Below are 14428 nucleotides of genomic sequence, written 5' to 3' on the forward strand. Positions count from 1 at the left end.
GGGGGCATGTCCGCGCGAACCGGATCAGCCCTCGACCGCGCCCCCCTCGTCGGCCGGGCCGCCCCCCGCGTCGTCGGTGCCGACCGCCTCGACCGTCAGCTCGCCGTCCAGCTCCGCGTCGACCCGCACCGTGGCCCCGTCCCGCACCTCGCCGGCGAGGATCTTCCTGGCCAGCGGATCCCCGATCGCCGTCTGCACCAACCGCCGCAGCGGCCGGGCGCCATAGGCCGGGTCGTAGCCCTGGAGCGCCAGCCAGTCCAGCGCCAGCCCGGTGACGTCCAGGGTGAGCCGCCGATCGGCCAGCCGCCGCTGCAACGCGTCCACCTGGAGCTGGGCGATCCGGCTCAACTCCGCGCCGCCCAGCGCCTCGAAGACGACCAGATCGTCCAGCCGGTTCAGGAACTCGGGCCGGAACGTCGACCGCACGGCGGCCAGCACCTGCTCGCGCCGCTCGTCGGGCTTGGCCAGGGGGTCGAGAAGATGCTGACCGCCCAGGTTGGACGTGAGGATCAGGATGGTGTTGCGGAAGTCGACCGTGCGGCCCTGGCCGTCGGTCAGCCGGCCGTCGTCCAACACCTGCAGCAGGACGTCGAAGACCTCCGGATGCGCCTTCTCCACCTCGTCCAGCAGCACCACCGTGTAGGGGCGCCGCCGCACGGCCTCCGTCAGCTGGCCGCCCTCCTCGTAGCCCACATAGCCGGGCGGGGCGCCGACCAGCCGGGCCACCGAATGCTTCTCGCTGTACTCGCTCATGTCGACCCGGACCATGGCCCTGGGGTCGTCGAAGAGGAAGTCGGCCAGCGCCTTGGCCAGCTCCGTCTTGCCGACGCCCGTGGGGCCCAGGAAGAGGAACGATCCCGTCGGCCGGTCCGGATCGGCGACCCCCGCCCGGCTGCGGCGCACCGCGTCGGAGACCGCGCGCACCGCCTCGACCTGGCCGATCAGCCGCCGCCCCAGCTCCTCCTCCATCCGCAGCAGCTTCTCCGTCTCGCCCTCCAGCAGCCGCCCGGCCGGGATGCCCGTCCAGGAGGAGACCACGTCGGCGATATCGTCCGGGCCGACCTCCTCCTTGACCATGGTGTCCCGCTTGGCCTCCTGCTCGGCCTCGGACGCGGCGGCCAACTCCCGCTCCAACGCCGGGATCTCGTCGTAGAGCAGCTTGGAGGCGGCCTCCAGGTCCCCCTCGCGCTGGGCGCGTTCGGCGACGCCCCTGGTCTCGTCCAGCCGCTCCTTCAGCTCGCCCACCCGGTTGAGGCCCTGCTTCTCCTTCTCCCAGCGGGCGGTCAGTCCGCGCAGCTCCTCCTCCCGGTCCGCCAGCTCGGCGCGCAGCCGGGCCAGCCGCTCCCGGGACGAGACGTCGGACTCGTTGGCCAGCGCCAGCTCCTCCATCCGCAGCCGGTCGACGGCGCGCTGCAGCTCGTCGATCTCCACCGGCGAGGAGTCGATCTCCATCCGCAGCCGGGACGCCGCCTCGTCCACCAGGTCGATCGCCTTGTCCGGCAGGAAGCGCGAGGTGATGTAACGGTCGGAGAGGGTGGCGGCGGCGACCAGCGCCGCGTCCGCGATCTGCACCTTGTGATGCGCCTCGTAGCGGCCCTTCAGCCCGCGCAGGATGGCGATCGAATCCGCCACATCGGGCTCGGCCACCAGCACCTGCTGGAACCGCCGCTCAAGCGCCGCGTCCTTCTCGATCCGCTCGCGGTACTCGTCCAGGGTGGTGGCACCGACCATCCGCAGCTCGCCCCTGGCCAGCATCGGCTTGAGCATGTTGCCGGCGTCCATCGCCGAATCGGCGCCGGCGCCAGCGCCCACCACCGTGTGCAGCTCGTCGATGAAGGTGACGATCTGACCGTCGCTCGACCTGATCTCGGCCAGCACGGACTTCAGCCGTTCCTCGAACTCCCCCCGGTACTTCGCGCCGGCCACCATGGCGCCCAGATCGAGCGACACCAGCCGCTTGCCCTTGAGCGACTCGGGCACATCGCCCTTGATGATCCGCTGCGCCAACCCCTCCACCACGGCCGTCTTGCCGACGCCCGGCTCGCCGATCAGCACCGGGTTGTTCTTGGTGCGGCGGGAGAGCACCTGCACCACCCGGCGGATCTCGTGGTCCCGGCCGATGACCGGATCGAGCCGGCCCTCCCTGGCGGCCGCCGTCAGATCCGTGCCGAACTTCTCCAGCGCCTTGTAGGTGCCCTCCGGATCGGCCGAGGTGACCCGACGGCCGCCGCGCGCCGCCTGGAACGCGTCCACCAGCCGCCGGTCCCCCGCGCCCTGGCCGGACAGCAGCTCACCGACCTGGCCACCGTGCGCGGCCAGGCCGATCAGCAGATGCTCCGTGGAGACGAACGTGTCCCCCAGCTTGGCCGCCCGCTGGCCGGCGTCCGCCAGCACGGCCAGCAGCTCGCGGTTGGGCTGGGGCCTGGCCACCGAGGCGCCCTGGACGCTGGGCAGCGCCGCCAGCAGCCGCTCGGCCCCCGACCGCAGCGCGGCCTGGTCCGCCTCGACCGAGGCCAGCAGATCCTGGATGTTCTCGTTGTCCTGCCCGGTGAGCAGGGCCAGCAGCAGATGGGCCGGGGTGATGTCCGGATGCCCGCCGGTGAGCGCGCGCTGGCTGGCCACACTTATGGCGTCCCGGCTTCGGTTGGTCAACTCGGCGTTCACTTCGCGGCACTCCTCCGATCCCGACAACAGCGACCGACCCCGACAGCCTGACCGGCCCTGCCAGAGTCAACGTGCGATAAGTTGAGTCTAGTCCACTCAATGCAGAAATCGCCATGCGGCTCCCCGATATCGGTACGACACCCATGGGCCGGCACCGCCAGAGTGGGCGCCATGCAGGACAGGGGGCTCGCGGCGGATGGCACCATCGCGCGGGAGGGCGCGCCGGAGCGTGTGACGGCGGCGTTCGCGCCGGTGGTCGCGTCGGCCAGGGCCCGCCTCGTCGAGACCTTCGTCCAACGGGCCCACAGCGCGTATCTCTACGGCAGCGTCCCCCGTGGCACCGCGATCCCCGGCACGTCCGACCTCGACCTGCTGCTCGCCCTCCACCGGGAGCCCACCGAGGCCGATCGGGCCGACGCCGGGTCGGTGGAGCGCGCGCTCGACCGTGGCTTCGACCAGATCGACGGCGTCGGCCTGCTGCTCGCCGGGGTCGACACCGTGCTCAGCGAGCTGGAACGACACGACCTCGGCTTCTTTGTCGCCTGCCTCTGCACCCCCCCTCTACGGCCCGGATCTCGCCGAGCGGCTGCCCCGTTACCGCCCCACCTCGCTCCTCGCCCGGGAGACCAACGGCGATCTGGCGGCGGCCCTCGACCGCTGGCGCGCCCGCGCCACCGCCGCGACCACCGACGCCGAACGCACGGCCCTCGCCAGGAGCGCCGCCCGCCGGCCAACACCCGACCCCGGCGTGCTGGGCACCCTCATCGAGGATCTGGGCCCCTGGCTGGCCGCCGAGTACGCCCGCCGTCACGGCCTCAAGCGCCCCGCCCCTGACCGCCGTGCCGCTACCCCTGGCCGGCCGTCGCGAAGAGGTGCCTGGCCGCGTCGGGGAAGGGCCGGCCGACCACCGCGCCTTCGCCGCTGCCGACGGACATCACCGCGACCACGGTGCCCGTCCCCGTGGCATGGTCGAAGTCCTGCAGCCAGGGCCCACCGCTGGAGCCCGCCGTCAGATCGCAGTCGTCGAGCAGCAGCCCGCCCAGGTTGACCGCCTCCGCCTCGCCCTCCCCCAGCACATTGGTCTCGCCCGCGCAGTAGCGCAGCGATTCGCCGTCATAGGGATCCGCCGCCGGATAGCCCAGCACGGCCACCTCGCCGCTCTCCCTGATCGGCTCGAACGCCAACTCGTTGGCGCCCTGGGCCTCCTGAACGGTCCGGCCGTCCTTGGTCTCCAGGGTGAGAAACGCGTAGTCGTGCGGGAGGATGTCGTTGGTCTCCCGGCTGATGTCCCACCCCTCGGGCGTGTGCACCGAGGCCACCCGCCAGCCGTCCTCGCGAAAGCTGTCCCGGCCGTGGTCGTAGGCCGGGACGAAGTACACATCGCCGGGGGCGGCGGGGCTCTCCGCGCCGCTGACGCAGTGCGCGGCCGTGGCGACCACGCTGCCGTTGGGGGCGTCGACCACGGAGCCCGAGCAGAGCCCGAGGCGGCCGTCGCCCGCGTCCCAGATGATCTTTCCCACCGTGCTCACCGTGCCCTGTGCCCAGGGATCGGCCGCCACCGCCGGCGGCGCCGTGACGAGCATCGCCGCCGCCAGGGCGGCGATGGATATGGGGAGGCGTAGGTTCATACCGAACACCCTGTGATCGCTCAGGGGTGAAGTCCAGCCGCCGTCCGCCGAACGAGTGCCCAAGCGAAAGGGCGAGCGATGGTGTCCCCACGACCGCCGGCCGGCCTCTGGCCGGGACTCTCCCTACTGACGGCCGCGCTCTGCGCCGCGCTGCTCACCCTGGTGATCGCCGGCGGGAACGAGCCCCTCGCCGTCGACTCGGCCCTGCACGACTGGGCGTCGGCGCACCGTAGCCCGGGCTGGAACGACGCGTTCACCCTGATCACGGACAGTGGCACCCGGGTGCCGGCCACCGTCGGCGCGATGGTCGCCGGCGCGTTGGCCGCCGGCCGCCACTGGTGGCTGGGCGCCGTGGCCGGCGGCGCCGCGCTGCTGCTGGCCCAACTGCTGCGCTACGCGCTGGTCGTGACGATCGACCGGCCCAGGCCGACGGAGGCCGACTGGGTGATCCAGGTGAACAACCCGGCGCTGCCGTCCGGCCACGCCACCACCTCGGCGCTGGTCGCCATCGGGCTCGCGGCGGCCCTGTGGCCGCGCTGCCGACGCCCCCTGACCCGCGCCCTGGCGGTCGGCCTCCCCGCCCTCTGGGCGGTGGCCGTCGCCGTCAGCCGCGTCTACCTCGGCGTCCACTGGCCCACCGACGTCCTCGCCGGCTGGCTCCTCGCCGCCACCCTGACCAGCGCGCTCCTCCCCCTCGTCGCCAGAACCTGGCCCGACCCCGGCTGAACCGGTTTCCCCCGCCGGCCGAGGCCGCCAGGAACCCCGGCCCGGGCCGCCCAGCGCACAGCACCCGCCCGCCCCCGAAGGGGCGGGCGGGCGGGGAAGAACCGGTTCGGGCCGGCCCGGCCAGGGCTCAGCGGCGCCGGTCCGGGCGCCAGACCACCAACGCGGAGGACTGGCTGACGTCCTGGTAGGGCACCAGATCGCGGCGGTAGGAGGCATGCACCTGCGCCTCCCGCTGCCGCATGGCGACGGCCGCGCCCTCCACCGCCTGCTGCAACTCGACCACCCGCGCCTGCAGCGCGGCGACCTGTGTCTCCAGCTCGATGATCCGCTTGATCCCCGCGAGGTTGATCCCCTCGTCCTGGGAGAGCCGCTGGACCTGGCGCAACAGCTGGATATCGCGCGCCGAGTACCGCCGGCCCCGGCCGGCCGCCCGGTCCGGGCAGACCAGGCCGAGCCGGTCGTACTGACGCAGCGTCTGCGGATGCAGCCCGGAGAGCTGCGCCGCGACGGAGATGACGTAGACCGGCGTGTCATCGGTGAGTTCGTAGGGGTTACTGCTCTGTCCGTACCGGCCGTCCATCTCGTTACTCTCCCTTCGCGGCCTCGAACAGCCCTGCCCGAGGGTCTTCCCCCTCGGCCGCCGCGCGATACTCGGCGAGGGCCTTGCGGGCCTTGTCACCCATATCGCGTGGCACGGCGATCTCGATGGTGACCAACAGATCGCCCCGGGTGCCGTCCTTGCGGACCGCGCCCTTGCCCCTGGCACGCATGGTGCGCCCGCCCGGAGTGCCGGGCGGCAGCTTCAGCGTGACCGGCGGACCACCGAGCGTGGGCACCTTGATCTCACCACCGAGCGCCGCTTCTGGGAAGGTCACCGGCACCGTGATGGTCAGATTGTCGCCACGCCGGCCGAAGACCGAGTGGCCGCCGACATGCACCACCACATAGAGGTCCCCGTGCGGACCGCCGCGCTCGCCGGGGGCGCCCTTGCCGCGCAGCCGAATGCGCTGCCCGTCGTCGACGCCCGCCGGAATCCGCACCTGCATGGTGCGGGAACTGGTGGCCCGGCCGCTGCCCCGGCAGACCTGGCACGGATCCTGGGCCGTCAGCCCCCGCCCCCGGCAGTCGACGCAGGGATCGGTGAGCGAGAACCCGCCCCCGCCGCCCCGGCTGACCTGCCCGGTGCCGACGCAGGTCGGGCACACCCGGGGGGTGCCGTTCTTGTCGCCGGTGCCGGAACACGCCTTACAGGCGGCGCTCGACGACATCCGCAGCGGCACCGTGGCGCCGGAGACCGCCTCGGTGAAGCTGAGCGTCACCTCGGACTCGATGTCCTGACCGCGCCTCGCCTGGGTGCGCGCGCCGGGCGCGCCGCCCCGGTTGAAGAGGCCGCCGAACACATCGCCGAGACCACCACCGAAGCCGCCGGCCGCACCACCGGGACCGCCGGGCGCGCCGCCGGGACCCTGCTGGCCCGGGGCACCGCCGAAGAGGTCCCCCAGGTCGAAGTTGAACTGGCCGGCGCCGCCGGGCCCGCCGGGACGGAACCCGCCGTTGCCGAAGAGCGCCCGCGCCTCGTCGTACTCCTTGCGCCGCTTGGCGTCGCCGAGCACGTCATAGGCTTCGGAGACGTCCTTGAAACGGTCCTCCGCCTTGGCGTCCCCCTCGTTGGCGTCCGGGTGGTTCTCCCGGGCCAACTTGCGGTACGCCTTCTTGATCTCCGCCTCGGTGGCGTCCCGGGGGACGCCGAGGACCTTGTAGTAGTCCTTCTCGATGAAGTCCTTGGTGCTCATCCCCGACGTCCCTCCCTTCGCGCGACGGATCCCGTGGGGTCGTCGGCCACGTCAGCCCTCGTCCGAGCCGCCGTCGTCGTCCTTCTCCGACGCGCTCTCCTCCTGATCGGCGGGCTTCCCCGGCTGGGGCTCGGCCACGCCGACCCGGGCCGGGCGAATGGTGCGCTCGCCGATGCGGTACCCGGGCTGGAGGATCTGCACGCACGTCGTCTCGGTGACGTCGGGCGAGTAGCTGTGCATCAGCGCCTCGTGCACCGTCGGGTCGAAGGGCTCGCCCTCCTTGCCGAACTGCGCCAGGCCCATCTTGGCCGCGACCGTCTCCAGCGACTCCGCCACCTGCTTGAAGCCGCCGACCAGCTCGCCGTGGTCCCGCGCCCGACCGATGTCGTCGAGCACCGGCAGCAGCTCCGTCAGCAGGTTGGCGACCGCCACCTCCTTGACCGCGATCCGATCCCGCTCCACCCTGCGGCGGTAGTTCTGGAACTCGGCCTGCAGCCGCTGGAGGTCCTGGGTGCGCTCGTGCAGCGCCGAACGGGCCTGATCCAGCTGGGCACCGAGCGCCACCTCGGCGGCGGGCACGGATGCCGGCTCCGCCTCCTCCGCGGCGGCGGCCTCGGCCTGGCCCTCGGGGGCGGCGGACTCGCCGCTCCCCTCGGGCTTGGTCGGCTCGGCGGCCGCCTCGGAGCTCGCCGCTTCGGCGTCGGGGACCTCAGGCTCCTGGTCGAAGCCCTGCGGCTCCTGAGTCACGCCGCACCACCCTTCGGCTTCTCGTCGTCCACGATCTCGGCGTCGACCACATCGTCGTCGGCGCCCTGGGCGGAGGCGCCACCGGGGGCGGCCGACTCCGTGCCGGGGGCCGACTGCGCCGCCTGGGCGTCCGCGTAGAGCGCCTGGCCCAGCTTCTGGCTGGTGGCGGCGACCGTCTCGGAGGACTCGCGAATGGCGGCGGTGTCCTCGCCCTTCAGCTTCTCCTTGAGATCGGCCACGGCCGCCTCGACCTCGGTCCTGACGTCGTCCGGGACCTTCTCCGCGTTCTCCTTGAGGAAGTTCTCCGTGGTGTACACCAGCTGCTCGGCCTGGTTGCGCGTCTCGGCGGCCTCGCGGCGCTGGGAGTCCTCGTCGGCGTACTGCTCGGCATCGCGCATCATGCGCTCGATGTCGTCCTTCGGCAGCGCGGAGCCGCCGGTGACGGTCATCCGCTGCTCCTTGCCGGTGCCGAGGTCCTTGGCGGAGACATGCATGATGCCGTTGGCGTCGATGTCGAAGGTGACCTCGACCTGCGGCACGCCACGCGGCGCCGGCGGCAGGCCGGTCAGCTCGAACATCCCCAGCTTCTTGTTGTACGCGGCGATCTCACGCTCGCCCTGGTACACCTGGATCTGCACGGACGGCTGGTTGTCCTCGGCCGTGGTGAAGATCTCCGAGCGCTTGGTGGGGATCGTGGTGTTGCGCTCGATCAGCTTGGTCATGATGCCGCCCTTGGTCTCGATGCCGAGGGACAGCGGGGTGACGTCGAGCAGCAGGACGTCCTTGACCTCGCCCTTGAGCACACCGGCCTGGAGGCTGGCGCCGATGGCGACGACCTCGTCCGGGTTGACGCCCTTGTTGGCGTCCTTGCCGCCGGTCAGCTCACGCACCAGATCGGCGACGGCTGGCATCCGGGTGGAGCCACCGACGAGCACCACATGGTCGATCTCGGACAGCTGGATGCCGGCGTCCTTGATGACGTTCTTGAACGGGGCCTTGCAGCGCTCCAGCAGATCGGCGGTGAGCTGCTGGAACTGGGCCCTGGTGAGCTTCTCGTCCATGTGCAGCGGGCCCTCGGCCGAGGCCGTGACATAGGGCAGGTTGATCGTCGTCTCGGTGGACGAGGACAGCTCGATCTTCGCCTTCTCGGCGGACTCCCGCAGCCGCTGGAGCGCCATCTTGTCCTTGGAGAGGTCCACGCCGTGGCCGGCGGCGAACTGCTTCACCAGGTGGTCGACGATCCGCTGGTCCCAGTCGTCACCACCGAGGTGGTTGTCGCCGTTGGTGGCCTTGACCTCGACGACGCCGTCGCCGATCTCCAGCAGCGAGACGTCGAAGGTGCCGCCACCGAGGTCGAAGACCAGGATGGTCTGGTCGTCCTTCTCCAGGCCGTACGCCAGCGCGGCGGCGGTCGGCTCGTTGACGATCCGCAGCACCTTGAGGCCGGCGATCTCGCCCGCCTCCTTGGTGGCCTGCCGCTCGTGGTCGTTGAAGTACGCCGGGACGGTGATCACCGCGTCGGTGACCTTCTCGCCCAGGTACGCCTCGGCGTCCCGCTTCAGCTTCTGCAGGATGAACGCGCTGATCTGCTGCGGGTTGAAGTCCTTGCCGTCCAGGCCGATCTTCCAGTCGGTGCCCATGTGGCGCTTGACCGAGCGGATCGTCCGGTCCACGTTGGTGACGGCCTGGCGCTTGGCCACCTCGCCGACCAGCACCTCGCCGTTCTTCGCGAAGGCCACGACGGACGGCGTGGTCCTGGCGCCCTCGGCGTTGGTGATGACGGTGGGCTCACCGCCTTCGAGAACACTGACGACGGAGTTCGTCGTACCCAGGTCGATGCCGACCGCACGTGCCATTTCGGATCCTCCAGCTGCTTCGCCGCGTTGCTTGAGTGTGACTGGCTCAAGACTGCCCGAGCGCGCGCCTCCAGTCAAATGACCTGAGTCCGATCCGCTCAACCTTGTTCAGTCGACGCGCGCAACGGCCGGCCCGAGGTCCGTTTCACGCGGGTTCACGCCGGATTCAGGCGGGTTCACGCGGGTTCCGACGCCGGGCGGAGTGCCAGCAGCGCCACATCGTCCCGCACCGCCTCGGCGAACCCCGTCATGTCCCGCCATACGAAGTCCACCAGCGCCTGCGGGTCGGGCGAGGGACCCCCCTTCGCGCCGCACCACCGCGACACCCGCTCCACCAGCGGATAGAACGTCCCCGACGCGTCCCTGGACTCCGTCACCCCGTCCGTGTAGCCCAGCAGCACATCGCCGGGGCGGAGCGGAACGGTCAGCGGGCGGGGCGCCAGCTCCGCCAGGCCGAGCCCGAGGGGCGGCGCCGGATCGGCCGCCAGCTCCCGCACCCCGCCGTCGCGCAGCAACAGCACCGGCGGATGCCCGCACGACGTCAACCGGACGGCGTCCTCGTCCGGCGGGAACTCCAACAGCACGGCCGTCACAAACAGTTCGGACGGCTCGGGCCCGCCCGCGCCCGCCTCGATCCGCAGTCGCCGGTCGAGCCGCAGCGCCACCCCCGGCAGCTCGCGCTCGTCCAGCAGCGCCTCGCGGAACGTGCCCAGCAACGCGGCCACCGTGCCCACCGCCGCGAGACCGTGCCCCTGCACGTCCGCGACCAGCGCCCGCACCCCGTGCGGCCCCTCCCGCACGTCGTAGAGGTCACCGCCGACCTGCGCCGCCACCTGCGCCGCGCGGTAGAGCCCGGCGCAGCTGACCGCCCCCACCCTGGGCGCCACCGGAGGCAGCACCGCGCGCTGGGCCGCCTCGGCCACCGTGCCGACCCGCACCAGCTCGCGGGTGTAGCGGGCGCGCACCAGGGAGACCAGCACGCTGAACCCGGCGATGGCGGTCACCGCCGCCACGTCCGGATCGTTGATATGCGGGGGCCGGGTGAGCGGCAGCACCAGCAGCAGCACCACGGCGACCGAGAGGGCCGCCGTCCGCCAGGGGCCGAAGAGCAGCCCGGTCAGCGGCGGCAGCGCCGCGAAGACGAACGCCAGCTGCACCCAGCCGGGCGCGACCATCTGGATCCCGGCGAGCGCGACCAGGATCGACCAGGGCAACAGCCACAGCCGACCGGGCAGCGCCGTATGTGTCCCACCCGGAAACGCCGGCCAGCTCACCGCCCACCAGCGCCCCGCAGTCGGGCCGCCTCCTGCCGGATCTCGGGCAGTTGGGCGTGCAGCGCGTCGCCGGGGCAGTCCGTCTGGACGATGTCCCGATGGCCCGCCACCACGTCCAGCTCCGCCGGATCGCCCTCCGGCACCCGGCTGTCGTCGTTGGTCGACACCATCCGGACCCGCCCGCGCGGATCGGTCCCCGGGCGCAGCTTCCACGCCGCGACCTCGGCGATCGCGGTGATCAACTCCCCCGGCACGGCCGCCGGATCGGTGAAGGCGCCGAGCGCCGCGATGCCCACGCTGTCCATGTTGAAGCCGGTGGTGTGCGCCCCCAGCACGAACCGGTCCTTGCCGCCGCCCCGCCCCTCGTAGACGGTGCCGCACTTGTCCACCACGAAGTTGTAGCCGATGTCGTCCCACCCCTGGGCGCCCACATGGTCGGCCTGCATCGAACGCAGCATCGCCGGCGCGTCGGCGCAGTCGTAGTCGTCCGGGTGGTTGGTGTGGTGGATGAACACCGCGCGCGCGGGGCCCGTATAGGTGACCGGCTCGGTGCGCAGCTCCTCGTCGGCGCCCCACTCGGCCCGGGTCACCACCTCGGGCGGCGGTGCCGGCCGCTCCTCGGCGGGCAGCGGACGCCTGGGCCCGGTGGCCTCTCCCCTGGGCAGCAAAGGCGGCGCGTCCCAGGTCACCACGAGGGCGATGGGCAGCACCGCGGCGATGACGGCGAGCCGCTGGGGGGACAGTGCGGACATGGCGCCCCGTCTCAGGAGAGGATCTTGACGGCGCTGGACCAGTTCAGCCCCAGCCGCTCCTGGGCGGCCATATGGAGGAACTGGAAGGCCTCCAACTCCCTGGCCCGCCGCAGCGGACCCACGTCCCTGGGGACCAGGCCACCGGACGAGGCGAGTTCGGCCACCCGGGCCTTGGCGTCCTCGTCGTCCCCGGCGATCAACACGTCGAGCGGCAGTCCGGCGACCTGGCCGCTGAGCAGGGTGGTGGCGAAGGTGGTGTTGAACGCCTTGACCACCGGCGCGCCGGGCGCGGCCTCGGCGGCGATCCGCTCGGCGGCCGAGGTGCCGGCCGGCACCACCAGACCGTCGAAGGTGGCGAAGTCCACCGGGTTGCTGATGTCCACCAGCACCGCCCCGGCGAGCGCGGTGCCGTACTCCGCCGCCACCGCGAGGCCGGCCGGATAGGGCACCGCCAGCACCACCAGGTCGGCGCCCTCCACGGCGATCGCATCGGATGCCGCGACATCTCCCTCGGGGGCGGCGCGGCGCAACTGGTCGGCGAGGTCGGCGGCCTTCGGCGGCGAGTGGTCGACGATCCGAACGGTATGCCCGCTGGCGAGGGCCCTGGTCGCTATACCGCGGGCCATGGCGCCCGCACCCACAATGGTGACAATCACCCCTTTATGCCAGCACGTCACCCCCACCCCCGCATCTCGACCGGGACCGTCGGGGGACCGGCCGCCCGCGCCGTCGAGGGAACGGGCGGCCCCGGCGTCAACTCCCCTTGCCGTCCCGCATCTCGTCGAGCCGCTCGGCCAGCACCGCCGGATGACCGTGCTCCGGATCCTTGGCCGAGGTCAGCAGCGTGACGGTGCGCCCGGACCGGTCCACCTCGTGCAGCCGGGCGAGCGCCGCGCTCGGCTCGTCGGCCGTCAGCTCCGCCAGATACCTGCGGCGGAACTCGTCGAAGTCGCCGTCCGGGCCGTGGTACCAGCGGCGCAGCTCGGACGACGGGGTCAGCTCCTTGGGCCACTCGTCGAGCGGCAGCTCGTCCTTCTTGACGCCCCGTGGCCAGATCCGGTCCACCAGCACCCGGAACCCGTCGTCCTTCTCGGGACCCTCGTACACCCGCCGCAGTCGAATCACATCGGCCTCCACTCCGCTTCGACGGCCCCGGCCCCGTGCCGACCGGTGGCCCCGCCCACTCCGGGCGAGGCCATCAGCGCGGCGCCGGCGCCGACCGCCAGCAGCACGCCGACGGCCAGCAGAAGCCACCACCAGAAACGCTGTTGCGGGGTCATCCGGACAGCCACCTCGGTCCACCCTTCCGACGAGCGAACGGCCGGTATCCGTCGCCGGCCGCCCGCCCATGGTGGCCGTCCCCATGGGCGGCTTATCGGATTTGGGACCCGACCCCGCCGGCTTCCTCCGATCGGGCGGCCTCCCGGCCGTCATTCGGCTCAGCCGCCGGCGGGCCGGCGGCCTGCCCCTCGTCGGGCGCGGTCGGCGGCCGCTTCGAGAGCAGCGCGGCCGGCACCGCGGCGGCCAGCACCAGCACCAGCGCCCAGAAGTAGGTGTGCTGGAAGGCCGCGGCCGCCCCCTCCCGGCTCTCCAGGTTGCTCGCCAACAGCACCGCCATCACCGCCGAACCCACCGCCACCGACAGCTGGTTGCCGATGTTCAGCAAGGTGCTGGCCGCCGGCACATCCGGCGCGGCGGCGGAACGGGTGGCCGCCGTGATGGTCGGCATCATCGTCATGCCCACGCCGACCCCGAGCACCCCGAGCGCCACCCGCAGCTCCCAGTCCGCCGGCCGGCCGCCGAGCAGCACGGTGAACCAGGCCATCGCGGCGGCCACGACCAGCACCCCGGGCAGCACGATCCAACGCGGCGCCACCCGGTCCGCCAGCCGCCCGGCCACCTGCATGGTGATCCCGGCCGCCAGCCCCAACTGGATCGTCATCAGCCCGGACTCCAGCACGCTGGCGCCCCGCACCAGCTGGAAGTACATCGGCGTCAACATCATCGAGCCGAAGTAACCCATCACAAAGGGGACCAGCGTCAGCATCCCGACGGCCAGCGGCCGGTGGGTCAGCAGCCGCAGACCGATCAGCGGTTCGGGCACGGTCAGCGCCCGCCGGACGAAGACCAGCACCAGCGCGACGCCGACCCCGATCGGCAGCCAGGTGCCGGGCGCCGCGAAGCCGCCCCCGCCCTCGCTGGCCCTGGTCAGCCCGTAGATCAACACCGCGAACCCGGGCGAGAGCAGCAACAGCCCGGCGACATCGAGACGGCGCTCCCGGCTCGGCGGATCGCTGGGGAAGATCCACAGCGCCAGGGTCATCGCCACCGCCACGACCGGCACATTGATCAGGAACATCCACCGCCAGGACACATCGTCCACCAGCCAGCCGCCCAGCACGGGACCGAGCGCCGGCCCCACCAGGATGGACAGCCCGGAGATGCTCATCAGCTTCCCCTGACCACCCCCGCTCGCCGCCGCCGCCCGCAGGACCAGCGACATCCCCACCGGCGTGATCAGGCCACCGCCCAACCCCTGGAGGGCGCGGAACGCGATCAGCGACTCCGCGCTCCACGCCGTGCCGGCGAGCGCCGAACCGAGGACGAACATGCCCAGCGCGCAGACGTACACCCGCTTGGCGCCGAACCGGCCCATGGCCCACGGCGCGGCCGGGATCACCGAGGCGAGCGCCAGCACATAGGCCGAGGTCACCCACTGGATGGTGGTGAGCGGTGCGTCGAACTCACGGGAGAGCGCGTGCAGCGCGACGTTGACGATGGTGGTGTCCAGCACGATGGTGAACGACGCGAGCGCGGCCACCAGGGCTATGGCCACGGGCGACCGCGGCCGGGACCGGGACCCCCCTCCTGACTCGACGGATGGATCGGATGTCCCGGGTATACCGGATGGCACTGACATGGCGCGCTCTTCTCGACTCTCGGCAGCGTTCTCTGGGTGCTCGGTGCTCGGTGCCCGGTGCCCGGTGC

The 14428-nt window shown here is 72.4% G+C and carries 13 protein-coding genes and 1 pseudogene; 2 read left to right on the plus strand and 12 right to left on the minus strand.

From position 1 onward, the window contains the following. Positions 1-24: 24 nt before the first annotated feature. Positions 25-2664 (minus strand): ATP-dependent chaperone ClpB, encoded by a 2640-nt coding sequence (gene clpB, locus AOM46_RS10730; RefSeq protein WP_062209007.1) that lies wholly within the window; start codon positions 2662-2664, stop codon positions 25-27. Positions 2665-2835: 171 nt separating this feature from the next. On the opposite strand from clpB, the pseudogene AOM46_RS31825 reads away from it, so the two are divergent. Beyond that, positions 2836-3496, plus strand: a pseudogene (locus AOM46_RS31825) (nucleotidyltransferase domain-containing protein); the annotation flags it as partial. Positions 3497-3509: 13 nt separating this feature from the next. On the opposite strand, the gene AOM46_RS10740 reads toward AOM46_RS31825, so the two are convergent. Beyond that, entirely contained in the window at positions 3510-4292 is a 783-nt protein-coding gene (locus tag AOM46_RS10740) for a serine protease (RefSeq protein ID WP_062209028.1), read from the minus strand. Between the two features lie 78 nt (positions 4293-4370). Between AOM46_RS10740 and AOM46_RS10745 the strand changes: the two genes are divergently transcribed. Then, positions 4371-5018 (plus strand): phosphatase PAP2 family protein, encoded by a 648-nt coding sequence (locus tag AOM46_RS10745; RefSeq protein ID WP_062209031.1) that lies wholly within the window; start codon positions 4371-4373, stop codon positions 5016-5018. Between the two features lie 127 nt (positions 5019-5145). Here the strand turns inward: AOM46_RS10745 and AOM46_RS10750 are convergent, their stop codons facing one another. The 10 genes from AOM46_RS10750 to AOM46_RS10790 form a co-directional block, all read right to left on the minus strand. Beyond that, complete coding sequence (locus tag AOM46_RS10750) at positions 5146-5598, minus strand: heat shock protein transcriptional repressor HspR (RefSeq protein WP_062209034.1); 453 nt, start codon at positions 5596-5598, stop codon at positions 5146-5148. 4 nt (positions 5599-5602) lie between these two features. Next, complete coding sequence (dnaJ, locus tag AOM46_RS10755; protein ID WP_062209036.1) at positions 5603-6811, minus strand: molecular chaperone DnaJ; 1209 nt, start codon at positions 6809-6811, stop codon at positions 5603-5605. Between the two features lie 51 nt (positions 6812-6862). Continuing rightward, on the minus strand, positions 6863-7558 hold the full coding sequence (gene grpE / locus AOM46_RS10760; RefSeq protein ID WP_062209039.1) for a nucleotide exchange factor GrpE: 696 nt from the start codon (positions 7556-7558) through the stop codon (positions 6863-6865). Next, complete coding sequence (gene dnaK, locus AOM46_RS10765; protein ID WP_062209042.1) at positions 7555-9414, minus strand: molecular chaperone DnaK; 1860 nt, start codon at positions 9412-9414, stop codon at positions 7555-7557. The genes grpE and dnaK overlap by 4 nt, the downstream gene beginning before the upstream one ends. A 176-nt stretch (positions 9415-9590) precedes the next feature. After that, a complete protein-coding gene (locus AOM46_RS10770; RefSeq protein ID WP_234313730.1) occupies positions 9591-10628 on the minus strand; it encodes a PP2C family protein-serine/threonine phosphatase in 1038 nt (345 codons plus the stop codon). 56 nt (positions 10629-10684) lie between these two features. After that, a complete protein-coding gene (locus AOM46_RS10775; protein WP_107080062.1) occupies positions 10685-11431 on the minus strand; it encodes a peptidoglycan recognition protein in 747 nt (248 codons plus the stop codon). Between the two features lie 20 nt (positions 11432-11451). Beyond that, entirely contained in the window at positions 11452-12123 is a 672-nt protein-coding gene (locus tag AOM46_RS10780) for an NADPH-dependent F420 reductase (RefSeq protein WP_370592679.1), read from the minus strand. A 70-nt stretch (positions 12124-12193) separates the two neighbouring features. Next, the gene (locus AOM46_RS35250; protein WP_062210667.1) at positions 12194-12565 is read right to left on the minus strand and encodes a DUF488 domain-containing protein; all 372 of its coding nucleotides are present in this window, start codon (positions 12563-12565) and stop codon (positions 12194-12196) included. Further along, entirely contained in the window at positions 12562-12720 is a 159-nt protein-coding gene (locus tag AOM46_RS35255; RefSeq protein ID WP_234313731.1) for a hypothetical protein, read from the minus strand. Before AOM46_RS35255 ends, AOM46_RS35250 begins: the two co-directional genes overlap by 4 nt. Positions 12721-12812: 92 nt before the next feature. Continuing rightward, positions 12813-14276: a DHA2 family efflux MFS transporter permease subunit gene (locus AOM46_RS10790; protein ID WP_067226126.1), complete on the minus strand. Its 1464-nt coding sequence runs from the start codon at positions 14274-14276 to the stop codon at positions 12813-12815. Positions 14277-14428 lie beyond the last annotated feature (152 nt).

The organism is Streptomyces sp. NBRC 109706 (assembly GCF_000974485.1).
In the GTDB taxonomy this organism is placed as follows: Bacteria; Actinomycetota; Actinomycetes; order Streptomycetales; family Streptomycetaceae; genus Streptomyces.

Bases quoted from the DNA above. Each gene is read 5' to 3' on its own strand.
- AOM46_RS10740 (WP_062209028.1), bottom strand. From the start codon at position 4,292: ATGAACCTACGCCTCCCCATATCCATCGCCGCCCTGGCGGCGGCGATG.
- AOM46_RS10745 (WP_062209031.1), top strand. From the start codon at position 4,371: ATGGTGTCCCCACGACCGCCGGCCGGCCTCTGGCCGGGACTCTCCCTA.
- AOM46_RS10750 (WP_062209034.1), bottom strand. From the start codon at position 5,598: ATGGACGGCCGGTACGGACAGAGCAGTAACCCCTACGAACTCACCGAT.
- dnaJ (WP_062209036.1), bottom strand. From the start codon at position 6,811: ATGAGCACCAAGGACTTCATCGAGAAGGACTACTACAAGGTCCTCGGC.
- dnaK (WP_062209042.1), bottom strand. From the start codon at position 9,414: ATGGCACGTGCGGTCGGCATCGACCTGGGTACGACGAACTCCGTCGTC.
- AOM46_RS35255 (WP_234313731.1), bottom strand. From the start codon at position 12,720: ATGACCCCGCAACAGCGTTTCTGGTGGTGGCTTCTGCTGGCCGTCGGC.